The 22,525-nt window shown below is 69.5% G+C and carries 14 protein-coding genes and 1 tRNA gene; 12 read left to right on the top strand and 3 right to left on the bottom strand.

Features of this window, described 5'->3' with window-relative positions:
- Window positions 1–38 precede the first annotated feature (38 nt).
- Window positions 39–131 (bottom strand) — tRNA-Ser (locus tag GGQ59_RS12345).
- Between the two features lie 133 nt (window positions 132–264).
- Here GGQ59_RS12345 and GGQ59_RS12340 point away from each other — a divergent pair.
- The 10 genes from GGQ59_RS12340 to GGQ59_RS12295 all read left to right on the top strand — a co-directional run bounded on the left by GGQ59_RS12340 (window position 265) and on the right by GGQ59_RS12295 (window position 15,859).
- Window positions 265–942: a hypothetical protein gene (locus GGQ59_RS12340; RefSeq protein WP_183819037.1), complete on the top strand. Its 678-nt coding sequence runs from the start codon at window positions 265–267 to the stop codon at window positions 940–942.
- Between the two features lie 63 nt (window positions 943–1,005).
- Window positions 1,006–2,064 carry an aldose epimerase family protein gene (locus GGQ59_RS12335; RefSeq protein WP_183819034.1) on the top strand — a complete coding sequence of 353 codons (1,059 nt, stop codon included), beginning with the start codon at window positions 1,006–1,008 and terminating at the stop codon, window positions 2,062–2,064.
- Between the two features lie 116 nt (window positions 2,065–2,180).
- On the top strand, window positions 2,181–3,524 hold the full coding sequence (locus tag GGQ59_RS12330; RefSeq protein WP_183819032.1) for a glycoside hydrolase 5 family protein: 1,344 nt from the start codon (window positions 2,181–2,183) through the stop codon (window positions 3,522–3,524).
- Between the two features lie 72 nt (window positions 3,525–3,596).
- Entirely contained in the window at window positions 3,597–5,510 is a 1,914-nt protein-coding gene (locus GGQ59_RS12325) for a sodium:solute symporter family protein (RefSeq protein WP_183819030.1), read from the top strand.
- A gap of 39 nt (window positions 5,511–5,549) precedes the next feature.
- The gene (locus GGQ59_RS12320) at window positions 5,550–6,728 is read left to right on the top strand and encodes a glycoside hydrolase family 130 protein (protein WP_183819028.1); all 1,179 of its coding nucleotides are present in this window, start codon (window positions 5,550–5,552) and stop codon (window positions 6,726–6,728) included.
- On the top strand, window positions 6,725–7,912 hold the full coding sequence (locus GGQ59_RS12315) for an AGE family epimerase/isomerase (RefSeq protein WP_183819026.1): 1,188 nt from the start codon (window positions 6,725–6,727) through the stop codon (window positions 7,910–7,912). The genes GGQ59_RS12320 and GGQ59_RS12315 overlap by 4 nt, the downstream gene beginning before the upstream one ends.
- Window positions 7,909–8,757, top strand: a complete 849-nt coding sequence (locus tag GGQ59_RS12310) for an aldo/keto reductase (protein WP_183819024.1) — start codon at window positions 7,909–7,911, stop codon at window positions 8,755–8,757. Before GGQ59_RS12315 ends, GGQ59_RS12310 begins: the two co-directional genes overlap by 4 nt.
- Before the next feature lies 1 nt (window position 8,758).
- Window positions 8,759–11,143, top strand: coding sequence for a glycoside hydrolase family 3 protein (locus GGQ59_RS12305; protein WP_183819022.1), 2,385 nt, complete (start codon window positions 8,759–8,761; stop codon window positions 11,141–11,143).
- A 62-nt stretch (window positions 11,144–11,205) separates the two neighbouring features.
- Complete coding sequence (gene bglX, locus GGQ59_RS12300; RefSeq protein ID WP_183819020.1) at window positions 11,206–14,502, top strand: beta-glucosidase BglX; 3,297 nt, start codon at window positions 11,206–11,208, stop codon at window positions 14,500–14,502.
- Between the two features lie 4 nt (window positions 14,503–14,506).
- Window positions 14,507–15,859, top strand: coding sequence for a GntT/GntP/DsdX family permease (locus tag GGQ59_RS12295; protein WP_183819018.1), 1,353 nt, complete (start codon window positions 14,507–14,509; stop codon window positions 15,857–15,859).
- A gap of 277 nt (window positions 15,860–16,136) precedes the next feature.
- Here GGQ59_RS12295 and GGQ59_RS12290 read toward each other — a convergent pair whose 3' ends face one another.
- A complete protein-coding gene (locus tag GGQ59_RS12290) occupies window positions 16,137–18,698 on the bottom strand; it encodes a glycoside hydrolase family 3 protein (protein WP_183819016.1) in 2,562 nt (853 codons plus the stop codon).
- 229 nt (window positions 18,699–18,927) lie between these two features.
- Between GGQ59_RS12290 and GGQ59_RS12285 the strand changes: the two genes are divergently transcribed.
- Window positions 18,928–20,805, top strand: coding sequence for a glycoside hydrolase family 9 protein (locus GGQ59_RS12285; RefSeq protein WP_183819014.1), 1,878 nt, complete (start codon window positions 18,928–18,930; stop codon window positions 20,803–20,805).
- A gap of 36 nt (window positions 20,806–20,841) precedes the next feature.
- Complete coding sequence (locus tag GGQ59_RS12280; protein WP_183819012.1) at window positions 20,842–21,447, top strand: hypothetical protein; 606 nt, start codon at window positions 20,842–20,844, stop codon at window positions 21,445–21,447.
- Here GGQ59_RS12280 and GGQ59_RS12275 read toward each other — a convergent pair.
- On the bottom strand, window positions 21,437–22,474 hold the full coding sequence (locus GGQ59_RS12275) for a LacI family DNA-binding transcriptional regulator (protein WP_221401025.1): 1,038 nt from the start codon (window positions 22,472–22,474) through the stop codon (window positions 21,437–21,439). The two genes, GGQ59_RS12280 and GGQ59_RS12275, sit on opposite strands and share 11 nt — an antisense overlap.
- Between the last annotated feature and the right edge of the window lie 51 nt (window positions 22,475–22,525).

The following is a 22,525-nucleotide window of genomic DNA, read 5'->3' as shown; positions in this document are numbered from 1 at the left end:
CCTAGAGTGCTGATCTAGCTCGGAGATTTTTCGGAAGCTGGCGGGCAGGAAGGGATTCGAACCCTCGAGACGGGTATAAGCCGCCTACTCCCTTAGCAGGGGAGCGCCTTCGACCACTCGGCCACCTGCCCGTCGCGGACACTGGCGGAGGGGGGCTGGTATTGCAAGACGGTTCTGAGCGGAAAGCGCGCCCGCTCGTCGGTAACGGAATACTCACTGGGCAGGGCTAACCCCGCGCCCGTCAAGTTTGAGAGGGGCAGAGACATGATTCGACTGATTGCGAGCGGATTGGCGGCGTTGAGCCTGATCGGCGTCGCGTCGGCACAGGTGCCGGGCAACGCTGCGTTCGACGTGAGCGCCGGAACCACCGGCATCAGCGGCAACGCGCAGGTCGGGCTCACCAGCCGGCTGGCGCTGCGTGCCGGCTACAACTGGCTCGACTACTCCGCCGACGAGCAGGAGTACGACGACATCCTCTACGACGGCGACCTCGAGTTCTCCGGCTTCGGCGGCTTCGCGGACCTGCACCCCTTCGCCAACGGTTTCACCGTGTCGGGCGGCGTCTTCGTCGGTGACAAGTCGGTTCGCCTCGATGCGGAGCCGCAGACGGACGTCGAGATCGGCGACCGAGTCTTCACCCCCGAAGAGGTCGGCGTCATGACCGGCTCTGCCAAGTTCTCGGACACGGCCTTCTTCGCCGGGTTCGGCTGGGACAACGCCCTCTACAAGCAAGGCCGCCTGTCCTTCATCGCGCGGGCGGGCGTGATGTTCGCCGGGGAGCCCGATGTCGCGCTCGACGCGACGGGCCTCGACAGCGCCGATCCCACGCTCGCCGCGGAGCTTCGCCGCCAACTCGACGAAGAGGCGCTCCAGCTGCAGAACGACATCGACGAGTACGCCTACTGGCCGGTCGTGACGGTGGGTCTCGGCTACCGCTTCTGACCCCCGTGACGCGGCACGCCGGGCAGGGCTAAGCCCCCCGGCGACGCCAAGCACGGAGGCGGCATGTCCGCGAGCGGTATCGAACGAACGGCCTACGGCACGACGCAGACGGGCGAGGCGGTCACCTGCTTCACCCTGACGGGCGCGACCGGCATGCAGATGTCCGTGCTCGACTACGGGGGCACGATCACCGCGTTGACGGCGAGGGGGCGGGCCGGTCACTTCGCCGACGTGGTCCTCGGCCTCGACGACCTAGCGGCCTACGAGGCGAACACCGCCTTCCTCGGCGCGCTGATCGGCCGTTACGCGAACAGGATCGCGGGCGGGCGCTTCAGTTTGGACGGACACGCCTACACGCTCGAGACGAACGACCCGCCGAACACGCTTCACGGCGGGGCGCGCGGCTTCGACAAGCGCGTCTGGGAGGCCGAAGCCCGCGAGGGCGAGGCGGGTCCGAAGTTGATCCTGCGTTACGTGAGCCCCGACGGGGAAGAAGGCTTTCCCGGCACGTTGCAGGTCCAGGTCACCTACCTGTTGCGCGAGGACGACACGCTCGTGGTCCACTACCGTGCCGAGACCGACGCGCCGACGCCCGTCGCCCTGACTCAGCACAGCTACTTCGACCTGACGGGCGGGGCCGGCGATCCGATGGCGCAGGTGCTGCGGCTGGCCGCGGACGCCTTCACGCCGATCGACGAGACGGCGATCCCGACCGGCGAGGTCCGCTCGGTCGACGGAACGCCCTTCGACTTTCGAGAGCCGACGGGGATCGCTGACCGGATCGATGCGGAGGACGAGCAGCTCCGCCTTGCGGGCGGCTACGACCACAACCTGGTCCTGTCAGGAAGCGGCCTGCGGCTCGCTGGCGTTCTGTCGGACCCGGCGAGCGGCCGCGTGCTCGAAGTCCACACGACCGAGCCGGGCATCCAGTTCTACTCCGGCAACCACTTCGACGGCACGTCGCACGGGAAAGGCCGAACGCTGGGCTGGCGCACCGGGGTCTGCCTCGAGACCCAGGCTTTCCCCGATAGCCCCAACCAACCTGGCTTCCCGGACACCGCCTTGCGACCGGGAGAGCTCTACGAGAGCACCACGGAGTTCAGGTTCCGCGTCGCCGAGTAGGGAGGGGCGGGTAGGGGAAGCGGGCGCCGTTGTCCTCATTTGGGACGAGTCCGCCCGAACGCTCGACCTGCGCTACGGATTGCCTGTAAGCAGCTTCCACCAAGCGAGGGGTGCTCATGAAACGTCTGTCTATCCTGCCGCTCCTGGCATGCGCGGTTGCGCTCCTGGCGGGCTGCGCCGCGGGCGGGCAGGGGGACGAGCAGGCGGAGGCTGATCCCGGCTTCGTCGAAGTCGACGACATGAGCTTCATCCGCGACGGCGAGGCCTACCCCTATGTCGGCGTCAACATGTGGTACGCCGCCTATCTCGGCGCGGACGCGCCATACGGCGACCGCGAGCGGCTCGGACGCGAACTCGACCGGTTGAAGGCGCTGGGCGTCACCAACCTGCGCATCCTCGGCGCCTCGGAGACCTCTCCCTTCGGCAAGTCATTGAAGGTCACCTTCCGGGACGAGAGCGGCGACTACGACGAGACCCTGCTCGAAGGCCTCGACACCGCCCTCGCCGAGATCGGCGAGCGCGGAATGACCGCCGTCATCTACCTGAACAACTTCTGGGAGTGGTCCGGCGGGATGGGCACCTACCTGTCCTACGTCAATGGCGGCGAGTATATCGACCTCGGCGACCCGGCCTATCCGTGGCCGGCCTTCCCGAACTTCGTGGCGGACTTCTATTCCAACGACGAGGCGAACGCGCTCTTCCGCGACTACGCCGAGGCCGTCGTGACCCGGACCAACTCGGTGACCGGCACCCCTTACGTCGACGACCCGGCGATCATGGCCTGGCAACTCGCGAACGAGCCGCGGCCCGATCCCGACGCGGCGCAGGGCAACGCGGAGATGGCCGCCTTCCACGCCTGGATCGATGAGACGGCCCGCTTCATCAAGTCGCTCGACCGGAACCACCTCGTCTCGACCGGCAATGAAGGGATGATGGGCTGCAACGGCTCGGCATTCTGCTTCACGGGCGCCCATGACGGCGATGCGATCGACTACGCGACCTTCCACATGTGGCCGCGCAACTGGTCCTGGTTCGATCCGATGGATGCGGACGGGACGATCGACGGCGCGATGGCTCAGGTCGGCGCCTACATCGACCAGCACATCGCGCTGGCCGAGGAGCTCGGCAAACCGATCGTCCTCGAGGAGTTCGGTCTCGACCGCGCCGACGAGGTACTGACCCCCGGCAGTCCGAGCCCGCACCGCGACCGCCTGCTCCGCGCCGTCTACGACCGCGTCGAGCGAAGCGCGGCGTCGGGCGGCCCGCTCGTCGGCACGAACCTCTGGGCCTGGGGCGGCTACGGCCGGGCGCAGCACGCGGACGGCGAGTGGCAGCCGGGCGACACGAGCTACACGGGCGACCCGCCGCAAGAGCCGCAGGGACGCAACTCCGTCTTCGACGTGGACGAGGCGACGCTCGCGATCATCGAGGACCATGCGGAGGCGATCTCCGCGCAGTAACGAAAGAGCGGGGGCGAACCTCGCCGTGATACTTACAAGCGGTCAGGGCCGCGGGCAGGGAAGGGAACACCGATGGGCGTCACGACGATCGACCTTGCGATCATTATCGCCTACTTCGTGCTGTCGGTCGGCATAGGCGTCGTCTTCAGCCGGGCGGCGTCCAAGAGCACGCGCAACTACTTCCTCGGCGGCAACAAGCTGCCCTGGTACGCGCTCGGCCTTTCGAACGCCTCGGGCATGTTCGACATCTCCGGCACGATGTGGCTCGTCTACCTCCTCTTCGTCTACGGACTGAAGAGCGTCTGGATTCCCTGGCTCTGGCCGGTCTTCAACCAGATCTTCCTGATGATGTTCCTGTCGATGTGGCTGCGCCGGTCGGGCGTCGTGACGGGGGCGGAGTGGATCACCTTCCGCTTCGGCGAGGGGCGGGGCGCGCGGCTCAGCCACCTCGTCGTGGTCGCCTTCGCGCTCGTCGTCGTGCTCGCCTACCTCGCCTACAGCTTCATCGGCATCGGCAAGTTCGCGGCGACCTTCCTGCCGATCCACCTCTCCGCCGACCCGAACGTGGATGCGACCCTCTGGGGGCTGATCGTGGTCGCGATTACCTCGCTCTACGTCGTCAAGGGCGGAATGATGAGTGTCGTCATCACCGAGGTGATGCAGTTCTTCATCATGACGGTCGCCTGCGTGGTCATCGCCTGGATCGCGATCGAGGCGGTCAGTCCCGACATGCTCGCCGCGGCCGTGCCCGAAGGGTGGACGAACCCCTTCTTCGGCTGGAGGCTGGACCTCGACTGGTCGAACATCCTGCCCGCGGCGGACGGGAAGATCGCGGGCGACGGCTACTCGCTCTTCACCTTCTTCTTCCTGATGATCCTCGTGAAGGGCGTCTTCGTCTCGGCGGCGGGTCCTGCGCCCAACTACGACATGCAGCGCATCCTGTCGGCGCGGACCCCGCGAGAGGCGGCGATGATGTCGGGCCTCGTCTCGATCGTTCTCAACCCGCCGCGCTACCTGCTGATCGCGGGGCTTTCCGTTCTCGCGCTCGTCTACTTCGCGCCCGAACTGCGCGGCATGGGCGAGGACGTGGACTTCGAGCTGATCCTGCCCTTCGCGATGCGGGAGTTCGTGCCCGTCGGCCTCCTCGGCGTCCTGATCGCGGGGCTCCTCGCGGCCTTCATGTCGTCCTTCGCGGCGGCGGTGAACGCGGCGCCCGCCTACGTCGTCAACGACGTCTACCGCCGCTACCTGAAGCCCGACGAGACGGAGAAGCACTACGTCCGCTTGTCGGTCATCACGGCGACCGTCTTCGTCGTTCTCGGCACGGCGATCGGCCTCTTCGTGCCGGACCTCTCCTCCATCATCGACTGGCTCGTCTCCGCGCTCTACGGCGGTTACGCCGCGGCGAACGTCCTCAAATGGTATTGGTGGCGCTTCAACGGCTTCGGCTACTTCTGGGGCATGGCGTCGGGCGTGATCACCGCGCTTCTCCTGCCCATCGGCGAGAGTTTGGGCCTTGGGGGTGTTGCCGCGCTCGACCCGTGGCAGTTCTTCCCGATCATGCTCGCGATCACGACCGCCGCCAGCATCGCGGGCACGCTGATGACCCCGCCGACCGAGATGCCCGCACTCGTCGAGTTCTACCGCCGCACGCGGCCTTGGGGCTTCTGGGGGCCGGTCCACCGTGCGCTCGAAGAGGCGGAGGGCCGTGCCGTCGAGCCCAACCGCGACTTCGGCATCGACATGATGAACGTCGGGCTCGGCATCGTCTGGCAGACCTCGCTCGTCGCCGTGCCGGTCTTCCTCGTCATCGGCGAGATGGCGATGATGTGGATGGCGCTCCTGCTCGCGGTCGCTCTCACGGTCGTCTTCAAGTTCACCTGGTACGACAGGCTGAAGGACTACCCCGACGACGTGAGCGAGGCGGCCGCCGAGGCGAAGGCCAGCGGCCCCGCCGTCCCCCAGGGCGCGGGCGCTGCGCTCTGAGCTTTTCTTTCCCTTCTTCTCCCTCCTACGGACGAGATCATGACCAGTTTCGACACCCGCATGCAGGCCCTTAGGGCCGAGCACGAGGCGCTGATCACCAGGCGGAACGCAGCCGTCCTGCCCGGCAACGGGATCTACGAGCGCTGGCGCAACCCGGTCGTGACCGCCGCCCACGCGCCGCTCCATTGGCGCTACGACTTCGACCGCCGAACGAACCCGCACCTGATGGAGCGGATGGGCGTGAACGCCGCCTTCAACGCGGGCGCGATCAAGTGGGGGGACAAGTACTGCCTCGTCGTCCGGCTCGAGGGTGCGGACCGGAAGAGCTTCTTCGCGATCGCCGAGAGCGATACGGCTACGGAGGGCTTCCGCTTCCGCGACCTGCCGCTCGAGCTGCCCGAGGCGGGGGCGCCGACCACCAACGTCTACGACATGCGGCTGACGCGCCACGAGGACGGCTGGGTCTACGGCATCTTCTGCGCCGAGCGGCACGACGACGCGAAGCCTTCGGACCCCACGGCGGCGGTCGCGGCGGCGGGCATCGTGCGGACGAAGGACCTTGCGACCTGGGAACGCCTGCCCGACCTCAAGACCCGTTCCTCGCAGCAGCGCAACGTCGTCCTCCACCCTGAGTTCGTGGACGGACGGTACATGCTCTACACGCGCCCGCAGGACGGCTTCATCGACGCAGGGTCGGGGGGCGGTATCGCCTACGGCCTGACCGACGACCTCGAAAGCGCGACGGTGGGCGAGGAGAACATCGTGGACCCCCGCGTCTACCACACGATCAAAGAGACCAAGAACGGGCAGGGGCCGGCGCCGATCAAGACCGAGGAAGGCTGGCTCCACCTCGCGCACGGCGTCCGCAACACCGCCGCGGGCCTGCGCTACACCTGCTACATGTTCATGACCGCGCTGGGCGAGCCCTGGCGCGTGACCCACCGCCCGGCGGGCGCCCTGATCGTGCCCGAGGGCGAAGAGCGGGTCGGGGACGTCTCGAACGTCGTCTTCACCAATGGCTGGATCGCAGAGCCCGACGGCCGCGTCTTCATCTACTACGGCTCGTCCGACACGCGGATGCACGTCGCGACGACGGACATTTCGCGCCTCCTCGACTACGTGAAGAACACGCCCGAGGACCCGCTCACCTCCGGCGCCTCCGTGCAGCAACGCGTCGCCCTTGCGAAGGGCAATCTGGCTCTGATGGAACGGGCGTGACGAACCACGCCTACACGCCTGCCGCCTTCGAGGCGGAGCTGGACCAGATCCGCGACTGGTGGATCGCGCACGGTATGGATGCCGAGGGACGGCTCCACGGCGCCGTCGACGACCAGAACCGCCCCGACAAGAGCGCCCCGCGCGGCTCGGTCCAGCACGCGCGCGCCCTTTGGTTCTTCTCGGCCCTCGCAGGGTTCAGGGACGATCCGAAGGCGGCCGAAGCGGCGCACGCGACGCGCCGAGGCTTCGCCCCCTTCTTCGATCGGGATCACGGCGGCGTCTTCTGGGCGCTGGACGCGGACGGCACGCCGTCCGAGACCCGCAAGCAGACCTACGCCCAGGCCTTCGCGATCTACGCGCTCTCGGCCTATGCGGCGGCGTTCGAGGACGAGGCCGCGAAGGAAGAGGCGCTGACGCTCGCGCGCCTCCTCGAGGAGCGCACGGTCGACCGCGCCAAGGGCGGCTACCTCGAAGCGTTCGCGCAGGACTGGTCGGCGATCCCCGATCAGCGCCTCAGCGCGAAGGACATGAACGCACCCAAGACGATGAACACGCACCTTCACGTGCTGGAGGGGTACACGGCGCTTCACGCACTTTGTCGCAGCGAGTTCACGGCGGGCGTCCTCGCGGACAGCATCGACCTCTTCGCGGACCGCTTCTCGGGCGCACGGGACGACGGCCACCTCGCGCTCTTCTACGACGACGATTGGAACGACCAGGGCGGTGGGGAGAGCTACGGGCACGGGATCGAGGCGAGCTGGCTCCTCCACGAGGCCGCCGTCGCGCTCGGCGACCAAGCGCGGCTGTCGCGCGCCGAAACGCTTGCGATCAGAACCGCCGACGCCGCGCTGACGGCCTACACGCAGGGTGGGGGCCTCGCCTACGAACGGCACGAGGACGGCACGTCCGTCGGCGAACGCCATTGGTGGGTCCAGGCCGAGGCCATGGTCGGCTTCGAGAACGCCTATGCGTTGAGCGGCGAGGCGAAGTATCGCGACACGGCCGCGGGCCTCTGGGACTTCATCCGGGCGGAGGTCATCGACCCCGAGCACGGCGAGTGGGGCTGGTTCTCTCGCGCCGACCTGCCCGCGCGCGGTCCTTACAAGTCAGGGTTCTGGAAGGGGCCCTACCACAACGGACGGGCGATGATGGAGATGATCCGCCGCCTGAAGGAGACGACATGACCAAGCACACGCTCGCCTACGGCTTCTGGCGCTACGGTCCCGGCGAGGCCGAGACGGCCATGCGGATGGTCGACACCGCCCGCTCGCTCGGCATCACCCACCTCGACACGGCGGACGTCTATGGCGGCGGCGAGTTCGGCGCGGCGGAGGTCCTGCTCGGCGAGATCAGAGATCGCGACCCCCGCTTCCTCGACGGGCTCGAGGTCGCGACCAAGGCGGGCGTCGAGTTCGGCACGCCCTACAACAACTCGAAGGACTACCTGACCCGTGCGTGCGACGAGTCCCTGCGCCGCATGAAGGCGGAGCGCGTCGACCTCTTCTACGTCCACCGCCCCGACTTCCTCGCGCATCCGGCCGAGGTCGCAGACGCCCTCGACGGACTCGTCTCCTCGGGCAAGGTCGGCCGGGTGGGCGTCTCGAACTACACGGTAGAGCAGGTCCGTGCGCTGAAGGCACATCTGAAGGCGCCGCTGACCGCGCAGCAGGTCGAGTTCTCGGTCCTAGAGCCCGCCCCCCTCTACGACGGGACCGCGGATCAGGCGATGGCGATGGGCCTCGACCTCTTCGCCTGGTCTCCCTTGGGCGGCGGGCGCGTGCCGACCGGCGAGGGCGAGCGCGCGGCGCGGGTGCGCCCCGTCCTCGAACGCCTGGCGAACGAGGCGGGGATCAGCGTCTCTGCCGCGTCTTTGTCCTTCCTGCTCGCCCACCCCTCCGGCGTCGTGCCGATCATCGGGACCACGAAGGAAGAGCGCCTGCGCGACGCTGCACGCGCGAGCGAGCTCAAGCTCACCCGCCGGCAGTGGTACGAGGTCCTCGAAGCGTCTCTGGGCGAAAGGCTGCCGTGAGATGGAGCGCCGCCCCGAGGACTGGCCGGAGCTGAGCCCTCGTCCCGGCAGGGACGAGGCGGTCGAGGCGCGCATCGACGCGCTTCTCGCCGGGATGACGCTCGAGGAGAAGGTCGGCCAGACGATCCAGGCCGACCTTGCCTCGATCGTGCCGGACGACCTCCTCGAGGTGCCGCTTGGCTCTGTCCTTTGCGGCGGGAACTCCGCCCCTGGCGGCGACAACTATGCGGGCCTCGAAGCGTGGCTCGAGACGGTCGACGCGTTCCATCAGGCGGCCCTTCGGCGCGGGGGGACGAAGGTGCCGATCCTCTGGGGTACGGACGCGGTCCACGGGCACAACAACCTCGTCGGCGCGACGATCTTCCCCCACAACATCGGCCTCGGCTGCGCGGACGACCCGGGCCTCATCCGCCGCATCGGCGAGGTCACCGCGCGCGAGGTCCAGGCCTGCGGCATGGACTGGACCTTCGCGCCGACCCTCGCGACGCCGCGCGACGACCGCTGGGGGCGGACCTATGAGGGCTACTCGGAAGATCCGCGCATCGTACGCGACTACGCCGCTGCCATGGTCGAGGGGCTACAGGGCGCGGCGGGCACGGAAGGATTCCTTCGCGGCCACGGCCTGATCGCGACCGCCAAGCACTTCGTCGGCGACGGGGGCACCGAGGGCGGCAAGGACCAGGGCGACACGCTCTGCGACGAGGCGACCCTGCGCGAGGTCCACGCCGCGGGCTACCCGCCCGCGATCGAAGCGGGCGTCCAGACGATCATGGCGAGCTTCAACAGCTGGCACGGCGAGCGCCTCCACGGCCACCGCTACTTGCTGACCGAGGTCCTGAAGGGCCGCATGGGCTTCGACGGCGTCGTCATCGGCGACTGGAACGGCCATGCCGGGGTCGAGGGCTGCCGCAATGACAGCTGCCCGGCCGCCTACGAAGCGGGCGTCGACGTGATCATGGCGCCCGACGACTGGCGCGCGCTCTTCCGCAACACGCTGGAGCAGGTCCGCGAAGGAGAGATCGCCGAGGCGCGCATAGACGATGCTGTCCGCCGGGTCCTGCGGGTCAAGCTGCGCTACGGCCTCTGGGACAGGCCGCGCCCGACGGAACGGCCCGGCGCGGGGAACGGGAGCGTTCCCGGCCGCGCCGCGCACAGAGCCGTCGCGCGCGAAGCCGTCGCCAAGTCCCTCGTCCTCCTGAAGAACGACGGTGTCCTCCCGATCAAGCCGTCCGCACGGGTCCTCGTCGCGGGCGACGCGGCTTCGATCCAGAAAGCCTGCGGCGGCTGGACCCTGACCTGGCAGGGGGAGGGGAACACGAACGACCGCTTCCCGAACGGCCAGTCGATCTGGGACGGCCTGCGGGAGGCCGTCGAGGCGGGCGGCGGCACGCCTGAGCTCTCCGAAGACGGACGCACCGAGACCCGCCCCGACGTCGCCATCGTCGTCTTCGGCGAGGAGCCCTATGCCGAGTTCCAGGGCGACCGCGAGAACCTCGACTTCACCGACGACGCCCCGCTCGCGCTCCTGAAGCGCCTTCGGGCCGACGGCATCCCTACGGTCTCCGTCTTCCTGTCGGGCCGGCCTCTTCACCTGAACCCGGAGATCAACGCCTCGAACGCCTTCGTCGCCGCCTGGCTGCCGGGAAGCGAGGGCGGCGGGGTGGCGGACGTGCTGGTCGGCGACGCGGACGGACGGCCCCGCCGCGACTTCGCGGGCAAGCTCTCGTTCTCCTGGCCGAGGCACCCGCATCAGACGCCTCTCAACGCCGGTGAAGGCGATGGCGATCCGCTCTTCGCCTACGGTTTCGGCCTCACCTACGCCGATGACGGCGCGCTCGCGCGGCTCGACGAGAGCGGCCGCGACGCGGCCAACGCGCGCGGCGGGACGGAGTACCTGCGCGCTGGCCGTGCCCGCCCGCCCTACAAGATCGTGCTCTCGTCGCAGGGCGAGGACGTCCTACTGACCGGCCCCGCTGCCAAGACGACGGACGGCGCGCTGTCCGTCCGCTCCGTCGACCGGGCGGCGCAGGAGGACGCGCGCGAACTGACCTTCACTGGCCCTGCACGCTTCGTTCTCGAAGGTCCGGGCCAGGACCTCACGCGGGAGGCGAACGGCCGCCTGATGGTCGCCGTTCACTGCGAGGTCCGCGAGGCGCCGGGCGCGCCCGTCCGCATGGGCGTACTGACGGCCTCGGGCGAAGGCGCCGGGGACGTGACGGACCGGCTGCGGGGCGCGGCGGGGCAGGGCTGGGTCCGGCTCTTGCTTCCCCTCTCCGGGTCCGGCCTGCGCGAGGGGGATCTCGCCGAGACGAGAGCGCCGCTCTTCATCAAGACCGCTGGGCGGCTGACCCTGCGTGTCTCCGACGTGCGGCTCGAGATGGAATAGGACGCCGAAAGCGACGAAGAAGCGCGCGGCAGGTTAGGAAGAGACAGGGAAGGGAACCACTCATGCTTCACCGTCACCGGCTCGCGGCACTCGCTGCGGGCTTGAGCCTCGCCGCGCTCGGCAGCGGTTTCACCCAAGCCCAGAACGAACAGGACGCGCAGACGCTCGCCGTCCAGGCGACGGCGCAGGGCCTTACCGGGCAGGAGCGCATCGACTTCCTGATCTCGAACATGACGATCGAGGAGAAGCTCGGCCAGCTCCATCAGATGGCGGGCGGGCGTCAGAAGAACCTCAACTCCCGCCTGGACGACGGCGAGTTCGACCGCGTCCGCCAGGGCAAGGTCGGCTCCTACCTGCACGTCGCGGGCGCGGGCCCGCTCGAAGAGCTGCAACGCACGGCGGTCGAAGAGAGCCGGACCGGCATCCCGCTCCTCTTCGCGATGGACGTGATCCACGGCTACCGTACGATCTACCCCGTCCCCCTCGCGCTCGCCGCGAGCTTCTCTGACGAAGTCGGCCAGTCGACCGCGCGGATCGCGGCCGAAGAGGCTTCGGCGGCGGGGCTGCACTGGACCTTCGCGCCGATGATCGACATCGCGCGCGACCCCCGCTGGGGCCGCATCGTCGAGGGGGCGGGCGAAGAGCCCTATCTGAGCGCTCGCATGGCCGCGGCGCAGGTGCGCGGCTATCAGGGGCGCGACCTGACCGCGCCCGACACGATCATCGCGACGGCCAAGCACTTCGGCGCCTACGGCGCGGGCGAGGGCGGCCGCGACTACAACAGCGCCGACATCTCCGAGCGCACGCTGCACGAGACCTACCTGCCGCCCTTCCACGCCGCGACGGTGGAGGCGGGCGCGGGCAGCGTCATGGTCGCCTTCAACGACATCGGCGGGGTGCCCGCGACGGCGAACGCGCCCCTGCTGCAGGACGTCCTGCGCAAGGCCTGGAGCTATGACGGCCTCGTCGTCTCCGACTGGAACGCCGTCCTCGAGCTGACGAACCACGGCGTCGCAGCGGACAGGGTCGGGGCGGGCACGCTCGCCCTCGAGGCCGGCGTCGACATGGAGATGACCTCTGGCATCTACGCCCAAGACCTCGCCGAGGCGGTGCGCGGCGACGAGACGCTCCAGGCGTCGCTCGACGATGCGGTGGGCCACGTCCTTCTCGCCAAGGACCGTCTCGGCCTCTTCGACGATCCCTACGCCTATCACGACACCGACCGCGAGGCGGCGGTCATGCTGTCCGAAGAGCACCGTGCCGTCGCCCGCGACGCCGCGGTCAAGTCCATGGTCCTCTTGAAGAACGAGAACCAGACGCTGCCTATCCGCGAGGGGGCGGGCCGCGTTGCGCTCATCGGGGCGCTGGCGGACGATCCCTACTCGCCGCTCGGCTCCTGGTCGGCGCAGGGCAGCTCGGGCGACGTCGTGACGATCCGCGCAGGGCTCGAAGCCGCGCTGCCCGAAGGGGTACGGATCGACTACGTCCCCGGTGCCGACGCCCGCAGCATGCCCGACCGCCGCGACCTGCGCGACGCCGTGCGCGCGGCGGAGCGGGCGGACGTGGCCGTGCTCGTCATCGGCGAGGACTGGAACTACTCCGGCGAGGCGCGGAGCCGCTCGGACATCACGCTGCCCGCAGGGCAGGCGGCCCTGGCCGAAGCGATCCTGGCGACCGACACCCCGGTCGTCGTCGTGCTGATGAACGGGCGCCCCTTGGACATCTCCTCGCTCGACGCGGAGGCCGACGCGATCCTCGAGACCTGGTTCCTCGGCGTCGAGACCGGCCCCGCCGTCGCCTCCGTCCTCTTCGGCGAGGAGAGCCCGGGCGGCCGCCTACCGGCGAGCTTCCCGCGCCGAACGGGGCAAGTGCCGATCTTCATGGGCCACTACCCGACGGGACGGCCGGCGGACCCCGACCTCGAGAACGACAGCTCGCGCTACACGGACGTCGACATCACGCCGCTTTACCCCTTCGGGCACGGGCTTTCCTACGCGAGCTTCGACTACGCCGGGATCTCGCAGGACACGCAGACGGTCGGCGCCGGCGGGACGATCACCATCTCCGCCGATGTGACGAACGCGGGCGAGATGGCCGCCGACGAGGTCGTGCAGCTCTACACCCGCGACCCGCTGGCGACCGTCGCGCGCCCCGTCCAGGAGTTGCGCGGCTTCTCGCGCGTCTCGCTCGATCCTGGCGAGACGAAGACCGTCAGCTTCAAGCTGCGCCCGGAGCAGTTCGCCTATTGGGGGCAGGAGGGCGCCTGGCGGGTCGACGCTGGCGAGATCCGCTGGATGATAGGCTCGACCTCCGCCGACATCCGCGGCGAGGGCAGCTTCACGATCGAAGAGGGCGTGACCGCGGACGAGCCCGCCGCCGCCATCGAGACCGTGACCACCGTCAGCGGCGGCAATGCGGAGAGTGAGCCCGTGAGCGTGGGATCGATAGACCGCCTGGACCCCCGCGCGGACGAGGTCATCCCGGAGAACGCCGCCATCGAGAAGCTGACCGACGACACCTTCGGCTGGTCCGAGGGGCCGGTCTGGATGCCGGACCGCAGCGAGGTCCTCTTCAGCGACGTGCCCGGCAACACGCTTTACGGATGGTCCGAAGAGGGCGGGCTCGAAGTGGTCCTGCAGCCTTCGGGCCTTGCCGGCGAGGTGCCGCCCGCCTTCAGGGAACCGGGATCGAACGGTCTGATCGCGGACGGCCCGAACGCCATCCTGATGGGCGATCACGGCAACCGCGCGATCGCGCGTGTCGACCTCGGCACCAAGGAGCGGACGTTCCTCGCGCAGCAATTCGAAGGCAAGCGGTTCTCCAGCCCCAACGACCTCGTCCGGGCGGAGGACGGCACGATCTACTTCACCGATCCGCCCTACGGCCTTCAGGACGGAGACGAGTCCGAGCTCAAGGAGCTCGACTTCAACGGTGTCTACCGCCTCTCGCCCGACGGAACGGTGAGCCTGATCGACCGGGAACTGACCCGGCCCAACGGCGTGGGCCTCTCACCGGACGAGCGCACGCTTTACGTCGCGGTCTCCGATCCGGACGCCGCGAGGCTCTACGCCTACGACGTCGGCGAGGATGGCGACGTGACGAACCGGCGAGTCCTGATCGACCTGACCGCGATGGTGAAGGCAGGCGAGCCCGGTCTGCCCGACGGCATGGCGGTCTCGCAGTCGGGAAACATCTGGCTCGCAGGGCCCGGCGGCATCCACCTTCTTTCCCCCGAAGGCGAGCGCCTCGCGCTCGTCCGCACGGGGACGGCGGCGGCGAACGTCGCGCTGACGGACACGGAGGACGCGATCTACATCACCTCCGGTTCCTTCCTCGCGCGGGTGAAGCTCGGCGGGTAGGGACGTGGTCCTCTTTCCGCTCCTGGTGACGGGGGCCGCGGTCGCGGCCCTCCTCGTCCTCGTCCTGTGGGTCCGGCTACCGGCCTTCTTGTCGCTGATCCTCGTCTCGCTCGGCTTCGGCCTGACGATCGGGATGACGCCGACCGATGTGGTCGAGTCGGTCCGGAACGGCATGGGCGGCACGCTCGGCTTCGTCGCCGTCGTCGTCGGCCTCGGCGCGATGATGGGCGCGCTGCTCGAGCACTCAGGGGGTGTCGACGCGATCTCGAACACGCTCCTCACCCGCTTCGGACCGGAGCGTTCGCCCGCCGCGCTCACCCTGATCGGCTTCCTCGTCTCGATCCCGGTCTTCTTCGACGTGGCGCTGATCATCCTGATGCCCGTCCTGATCGGCCTGTCCGAGCGGACGGGAAGGCCGTTGATCGGCTTCGCGATCCCCCTCCTGTCAGGCCTCGCCGTCACCCACGCCTTCGTGCCGCCGACCCCGGGACCGATCGCCGTGGCGGAGATCCTGTCCGCCGACCTTGGCTGGGTCATCCTGTTCGGCGCGCTCGCAGGGCTGCCCGCCGCCTTCGTCGCGGGACCGGTCCTCGGCCGCGCCTTGGAGAAGCAAAAAGCCTTCGCCGAGGCCGGCGCACCTGCCCATGCGGCCCCGGTTTCGGTCCCTGCCGACCGTCAGGCTGCCGGCTTCGGGGAGGCGATGCTCGTCATCTTCGCTCCGGTCGCGCTGATCGTCTGCGCGACGGTCACCGCCGCCATGGTGGGCGAGGGGACGGCGGGCCCGGTCGCGCAAGGCCTCCTCTTCCTCGGTCACCCCTTCACGGCGCTCATGATCGCCTGCCTCCTCGCTTGGGGCCTCTTCGGCGTCAGGCGCGGCGTGCCCGCGCCCGAGCTGCGCGAGGCGATGACCCGGGCGCTCGAACCCGCGGGCCTCGTCGTCCTCGTGACCGGGGCAGGGGGCGCCTTCAAGCAGGTGCTGGTCGACTCGGGCGCGGGCCGAACCCTCGCCGAGGCCTTGATGAGCGGCGGCATGCCCGTCCTCGCCTTCGCCTTCCTCTCGGCGGGGATCGTACGGATCGCACAGGGCTCCGCCACGGTCGCGATGATCACCGGCGCAGGCCTGACCGCGCCGGTCGCGGAGCTCGCGGGCCTCTCGGGCCCCGAGCTCGGCCTCGTCGTCGTCGCCATCGCTTCGGGCGCGAGCCTGACGAGCCACGTCAACGATTCGGGCTTCTGGCTCGTCAGCCGCTATCTGGGCCTATCGGAGGCGCTCACCTTGCGAAGCTGGACGGTCTGCACGACGCTGATCGGCGTGACGGGGTTCCTCGTCACCTGTCTCATATCCCTCTTCGTGTGACCGAGCCTCGCGCCTGCGCGCCCCATAGTCCGCGCAGGCGTCCGAGGCGTTAGGACAAGCGGCTTCGCACGCTCGCACCCCGGAACGAACGCGGCGTCGTCTCGCTGCGCGTCCTCGGGCTTCTTGAGGGCAGGGGTCGGAAAGGCGCCTTGAGGCAGCGCGGTCGTCCGCGTCACCGTCCGGGGCGCGCTCGCCACGGCCGCGGGGGCCGTGATCGGCAAGCGCGTCGTCTTAGGGCCGAAGGCCTGGGAACGGTCGCCCCCAGGCCTTCGCTTCGTTACTCCGCCGCCGGCGGGCAGGCCGCGCCGTTCTCCGTCGGGCCGAGCTTCGCGTCCGAGACGGTGATCGCGTTGGCGGCGGCCGATTGCAGCACCAGCGGCGTCGCCATGGCCTGCAACTCGGCGCCTTCGTCCGCGAAGCAGGCGAGGCGGATCGCGACGGTCTGGAACTCGCCGACCGTGCCGTCCTGACCGGGCAGTTCGAGCAGCACGTCGCCCATGCCGACGCGGATCGGGCCGCCGGACGCTTCGTCCAGGCGGTAGTCGACCGTCAGGGCGAGGTCGCCGTTCAGCTCGCGGCTCCAGTTCACGGGCTCACCCGACATCATGAAGCTGGCAGGGGCATCGCCCGACCATTCGAGCTTCACGGAGTCTTCCTGGGCGCGGCGGTCCGTATGCGACAGCTTCAGCGCCCCGTCCTCGGTCTGCGCCGTCGGATCGTTGACCTCGACGGGTTCGCCTTCCTCGGAAGCCAGCATCATCTGCCAACCTTCCTCGCCGCCGCCCTCGGCGAAGATCACGCCCGTCTGTTCTTCGGACACTTCGTAGTCCTCGGACAGAAGGTCGAGTGAGCCGTCATCGCCATAGGTGAGGCCGTAGCCGTAGGCGAAGAGCGGCTCGTAGTCCTCGTCGCCGACATTGATGCGCGTCTGGTCCGGCGCCTTGGGCCAGGTGAAGGATAGCTTGCCGGTGAAGTCGTAGGCCGCCTCGCCGCCCGCTTGCGCGACCAGCACGTCCGCGACGCCTGCACCTTCCGTACCCGGAAGCCATGCGGCCACGAAGGCGTTCGACGCGTTCAGTTCCGGGTTCACCCAGAGCGGCCGGCCCGACAGGAAGACCGACACGACCGGGATGCCCTGCTCTTGGAAGCCTCGCAGCGTCTCGAGCGGGCCGGGATCCGCGAAGTCCACGTTCATCCGGTCCCCGCGGAACTCCGCATAGGGCGGCTCGCCGAAGACGACGATGGCCACGTCGGGACGCTCCTCGAAGCTTCCGTCCTCGGAGAGGACGGCCGTGCCGCCCGCCTCGCCGATGGCGGCCTCCAGGCCCTCGTAGATCGTGTCGGCGTTCGGGAAGTCTTCGCGGGTGTTCCCTTCGCCCTGCCAGGACAGGGTCCAGCCGCCGGTCTGCTTGACCATGTTGTCGGCCGCGTCGCCGGCGACCAGCACGCGGGCGCCGGGCTCGATCGGCAGCACGCCGTCATTCTTCAGGAGGACGAGGGACTTGCGGACCGCCTCGCGCGCAACCTCGCGGTGCTCGGGCGAGCCGAGCAGGTCGAAGTCGCCCGCATTGGGACGCGTCGAGGGCAGCCCCTTGTCGAAGATGCCGTAGCGCAGCTTCACCCGCAGGATGCGCGCGGCCGCCTCGTTCAGGCGCGCCTCGCTGATCGTGCCGTCCTTCACCTGTTTGACCAGGTTCTCGTAGAGGCCCTTCCAGCTGTCCGGGGCCATGAACATGTCGAGGCCCGCGTTGAACGCCTTGGGGCAGTCCGTCGCCTCGCAGCCCGCGACCTGGCCGTGACCGTTCCAGTCGCCGACGACGAAGCCGTCAAAGCCCATCTGATCGACGAGGACGTCGGTCAGGAGCGCCTTGTTGCCGTGCATCTTCTCGCCGTGCCAGCTCGAGTAGGACGCCATGGCCGACTGCACGCCGGCCTCGATCGCGGAGGGGTAGCCCGCGCCGTGGATGTCCCGCAGCTCCTCTTCGGTGGCGATCGTCTCGCCCTGGTCGACGCCGCCCTCGGTGCCGCCGTCGCCGAGGAAGTGCTTGGTCGTGGAGATGACCTTGCCCGCGCCGAGGAACTCGTCGGTCCCCGCTTCACCTTGAAGGCCCGTCACCATCCGGCCCGCATAGGCCGAGACGATGTCCGGCCCTTCGGAGTAGCCTTCATAGGTCCGGCCCCACCGGTCGTCCTGCGGCGTCGCGACCGTAGGCGCGAAGGTCCAGTCGAGGCCCGTGACCGCGATCTCGAGCGCGGTCACCGCGCCGATGCGCTCGATGAGGTCGGGGTCGTTCGCCGCCCCGAGGCCGATATTGTGCGGGAAGATCGTCGCGCCCACGAGGTTCGAATGACCGTGCACGGCGTCCGTGCCCCAGATCACCGGAATGCCCGTGCCGTCCTCGCCGGTCGAGGCGCGCCAGAACGCATCGGCAAGGTCGAGCCAGTCCTGCGGATCCGCGCGGAGGTCGCCCCCGGGGGCCGAGTTGCCGCCGTTGAGGACGGAGCCGAGGTGGTACTCGGCGACCTCTTCGGGCGTCACCGAAGCGATGTCGGCCTGGACGACCTGGCCGACCTTCTCCTCCAGCGTCATCTCGGAGAGGAGGCGCTGGACCTCGTTCTCGATCGCGGGCACGCGCTGGACCGGGCTTTGGACTTGCGGCCAGATCTCCGGACGGATCGGCGGGTACTCGTTCGCATCCGCTTGCTGTTCGGTGGCCTCTTGCGCGGCGGGATTCTCGCCCATCGCGTCGGGGCTTTCGTCCCCGCCGCCGCAACCGGCCGTCAACAACGCGCCGAGCCCGCTTGCGAGCAGCAGCGCCCTCTTGATCTTCACGTCCATCCGACACCCCTTCCTGAGCGTTTCCACGTCGAACCATCGGCACTCCGCGCAGCGCCTTCTGTCGGGCGCCTTTCGCGTTTCGGGACGACAGTCCCACGCCGTTCACGACGAGGTTTAGCCGAACCCACTCCCGGATCAACTTGGCTTCCCCCTTTGCTTGCGAGTCACGTCCCGCCCGGGCACTCTTCGTCCAAAGAGTTCGAACGGGCGACGCCCGCCGGGAGGATGAATGACGTTGCGACCCCTCATCGGGGCGAGCCTGCTCGTGCTCGCCGCCTGTGCCAGCGATGGCGCCCCGGACCGTTCGGCGTCCGAGCCGACCGGCCCGGGCGGTTCACCCGTCGCAGAGCGGGCGAGCGCGATCCACGTCAACATGACCGGCTACCTGCCGGCCGGCGCGAAGCGGGCGACCGTGGTGACGGATGCGGCGACCCCCCTGCAATGGACGCTGCAAGATGCCGCCGGCGCGCCGGTGGCGCAGGGGCAGACGGTGCCCTTCGGCGCGGACGACGCCTCCGGTCAGCGCGTGCAGATCCTCGACTTCGATACGGTCGACCGGACAGGGGAGGGCTTCGTCCTGACCGCCGGCGGCGCGCATAGCGAGCCCTTCGACATCAAGCCGGGGCTCTACGGTCCGCTCGCTCGGGACGCGATGGCCTTCTTCTACCATCAGCGGGCGAGCACCCCGATCCAGGCCGCCTATGTGGGCAGCGCGTGGGCCCGCCCCGCCGCCCACGCGCCGGACGCCGCCACCTGCTACGGACCGAAGGACGCGCGCGGCAACGACTGGGGCGGCTGCCCCTACAGCCTCGACGTCTCCAAGGGGTGGTACGATGCGGGGGACCACGGAAAGTACGTGGTCAACTCCGGCATCTCGACCTGGACGCTCCTGAACTACGCCGAGCGGACGGGCGGCGGTCTGCCCGACGGCGCCTTGCGCATTCCGGAGGCCGGCAACGGCATGCCCGACACGCTCGACGAGGCGCGCTGGAACCTGGACTTCATGTTGGCGATGCAAGTGCCGGACGGCACGACGCTGCGCCTGCCGCGCGGCAATCAGTACGCCGATCAGGACAGCCTCGACTTCGATACCGTCGACGCCTCCGGCATGGTCCATCACAAGATTGGCGACGAGCATTGGACGGGCCTTCCAATGCCTCCGCACGAGGACCCCGAGACGCGTTACCTCTCCTACCCCTCGACGGCGGCGACCCTCGACCTCGCGGCGACCGCTGCGCAGTGCGCGCGGGTCTTCCGGGGGGTCGACGATGCCTATGCGGATCGCTGCTTGAGCGCCGCCCGGCGCGCCTACGCGGCGGCGCAGCGCGTCCCGGACGTCCTCGCCTACGACGTGACCCCCGGCGGCAGCGGTCCCTACGGCGACGCCGACCTGACGGACGAGTTCACCTGGGCCGCGACGGAGCTGTGGCTGACGACGAGCGAGGCCGACTACGAAGAGGACATGCGCGCGTCGCGGACCTTCCTCGCCGTCCCCGGCGCGGCCGGTCCGGCCCGCGACATTGGCTGGGGCTCGGTCGAAGGCCTGGCGAGCCTCTCGCTTCTCCTCGGCAGCGACGCGCTGCCCGAGGCCGATCGGGACCTTCTGCGTCAGAGCGTCGTCTCGGCGGGCGACGCCCTCGTGGCGGAGGCCGAGCGCGAGGGGTACGGCGTGCCCTTCGACCGGTCCTATGGCTGGGGGTCGAACGGCGACATGGCGAACCGCGGCATCGTCCTCGCCTACGCCTACGACCTCACCGGCGACGAGCGCTACCGGACGGCGGTCCTCGGAATCGAGGACTACCTCCTCGGCCGCAACCCGCTCGGCTTCTCCTACGTGGCGGGCTACGGCGAGAACGCGCTCCGGCGCCCCCATCACCGCTTCTGGATGGGCGCGACCGTCGAGGGCCTGCCCCTCCCGCCGCCCGGCGCGCTGGCTGGCGGCGCCAACAAGACGAGCCCCGCCGACGACGTCGCAAGGGAGATCGCGGACAGCTGCGCGCCGATGACTTGCTACCGCGACGACGAGCGCGCCTACGCGCTGAACGAAGTCGCGATCAACTGGAACGCGCCGTTCGCTTGGATCACCGCCTTCCTGGCGGAGGACTGACCGTCCGGGCAGAGGCGGTGACATGGGAGGAGAAGGATGAGAGGTAGACTGATCATACTGCTCGCGGGCCTCGCGCTCGCGAGCCCAGCGGCGGCTCAAACCGAGGACGAGGCGCTCGCGGCGCTCGAAGAGGCGCTGCCCGGCACGCTCGTGAACAACCCGCTCGAAGTGAACTGGAACGTCTACGGCGAGGGCGCGAGCGGCCGGGTCGCCAAGGCGGACGTCGCGGGCGGCACCGCCTTCCGGGTCAAGGTCAAGCGTCCCGCCGCAGACGCCTGGCGCATCTCCGCGGCCGCTCCCGTTCAGGGCGGCGTCGAGGCGGGCGACGTGGTCCTGATCGCCGTCTGGGCCCGGGCGGAGAAGATGGATCCGGACCAGGACCGTGCCGAGGCCGACATGCGCCTGCAAGAGACGAGCGAGCCCTGGACGGCGCTCGCCTCGCGCCTCGTTCCCCTGTCCGAGGACTGGCAGCTCCACTACCTGAACGGCACGGCGCAGAAGGCCTACGCGCCGGGCGAGATCGGCATGTCGTTCAACGTCGGCGGCCTCAGACAGACCGTGGAGATCGGTCAGTACTACGTCATGAACATGGGACAGAACGCCGATCCCGCCGGGCTTCCCTCCGGCAGCGTCACGCCTTGACGTGAGGCGGTCCGACCGACGCCCGCTCGATGATCGAGGTCGGTAGCGGCCCTTGCGCCTCCGCGCCTTCCTCGCGACCGAGGATCGACACGGCGCGGGCCGCCATCTCGGCGATGGGCTGGCGCACGGTCGTCAGCTGCGGCCAGACGGTGCTCGCGATGGCGGTGTCGTCGAACCCTGCGATGGACACGTCCTCGGGGACTTTGAGGCCGAGGCGATGCGCGGCGGCGATCGCGCCGGCGGCCATGTCGTCGTTCCCGGCGAAGATCGCGGTCGGCCGGACGGGCGTCCGCAAAAGGTGCTCCGCGGCCATCATGCCCGACCGGTAGGTGAACGCGCCTTTCGCGACGTGGGCCTCTTCGTAGGGCAGACCCGCCGCCTCCAGCGCCGCGCGGTAGCCTTCCTGCCGGATCACGCCCGCGCTGTGGCCGACCGGCCCGCTGATGAATCCGATCCGCTCGTGCCCGCGCTCGATCAGGTAGCGCGTCATGCTCGCCGCTGCCTCCGCGTCGTCTATGCTGACGGCGCCGTCCCCGTGCTCGGGGTTGCTCGGCGCGATGAGGACGCAGGCGATGCCCGCCTCGCGCAGGGCGCGAACGACGCTCGCATCGTCGCTGAGCGGCGGGATGATGATGACGCCGTCGAGGCCGCCGTCACGCGCGCGGTTGACGATGATCGAAGGTTTGGCCGCCTCGTCGCCCGACAGGTCCTCGACGACCAGGTGATGGCCGGCCTGCCGGCAGCGCTCCAGCGCGCCCAGCAGCAACTCGGACAGGTAGCCATGCGAAGGGTTGTCGTAGAGAAGGCCGATGAAGAGCGCTCGACCCCCCGCCAGCGTCCGGGCAAGGATGTTCGGTCGGTAGCGCAGCGCTTCGATGGCTTCTTGAACGCGGGCGCGCGTCTCGGGCTTGACGAGGTCGGGCGAGTTGAGCACCCGCGAGACGGTCATCTGCGAGACGCCAGCGCGCTCGGCCACCTCTCGGATCGTCGCTTGCGGCCTGCGGCCGCCTTCCTGCCCGTCAGCCAACGGTGCCCTCCGTCGTGCCCGGGCTTCGTGCCGTCCCGGCGTTGTCCCAAA

Origin of the sequence: Parvularcula dongshanensis, assembly GCF_014199615.1 — a bacterium.
GTDB lineage: Bacteria > Pseudomonadota > Alphaproteobacteria > Caulobacterales > Parvularculaceae > Parvularcula > Parvularcula dongshanensis.
The sequence above is the reverse complement of the archived record's forward strand: the minus strand, read 5'-3'. Positions and strand labels throughout refer to the sequence as shown.

Bases quoted from the DNA above. Each gene is read 5' to 3' on its own strand.
- GGQ59_RS12340 (WP_183819037.1), top strand. From the start codon at position 265: ATGATTCGACTGATTGCGAGCGGATTGGCGGCGTTGAGCCTGATCGGC.
- GGQ59_RS12335 (WP_183819034.1), top strand. From the start codon at position 1,006: ATGTCCGCGAGCGGTATCGAACGAACGGCCTACGGCACGACGCAGACG.
- GGQ59_RS12330 (WP_183819032.1), top strand. From the start codon at position 2,181: ATGAAACGTCTGTCTATCCTGCCGCTCCTGGCATGCGCGGTTGCGCTC.
- GGQ59_RS12325 (WP_183819030.1), top strand. From the start codon at position 3,597: ATGGGCGTCACGACGATCGACCTTGCGATCATTATCGCCTACTTCGTG.
- GGQ59_RS12320 (WP_183819028.1), top strand. From the start codon at position 5,550: ATGACCAGTTTCGACACCCGCATGCAGGCCCTTAGGGCCGAGCACGAG.
- GGQ59_RS12310 (WP_183819024.1), top strand. From the start codon at position 7,909: ATGACCAAGCACACGCTCGCCTACGGCTTCTGGCGCTACGGTCCCGGC.
- GGQ59_RS12305 (WP_183819022.1), top strand. From the start codon at position 8,759: ATGGAGCGCCGCCCCGAGGACTGGCCGGAGCTGAGCCCTCGTCCCGGC.
- bglX (WP_183819020.1), top strand. From the start codon at position 11,206: ATGCTTCACCGTCACCGGCTCGCGGCACTCGCTGCGGGCTTGAGCCTC.
- GGQ59_RS12290 (WP_183819016.1), bottom strand. From the start codon at position 18,698: ATGGACGTGAAGATCAAGAGGGCGCTGCTGCTCGCAAGCGGGCTCGGC.
- GGQ59_RS12285 (WP_183819014.1), top strand. From the start codon at position 18,928: ATGACGTTGCGACCCCTCATCGGGGCGAGCCTGCTCGTGCTCGCCGCC.
- GGQ59_RS12280 (WP_183819012.1), top strand. From the start codon at position 20,842: ATGAGAGGTAGACTGATCATACTGCTCGCGGGCCTCGCGCTCGCGAGC.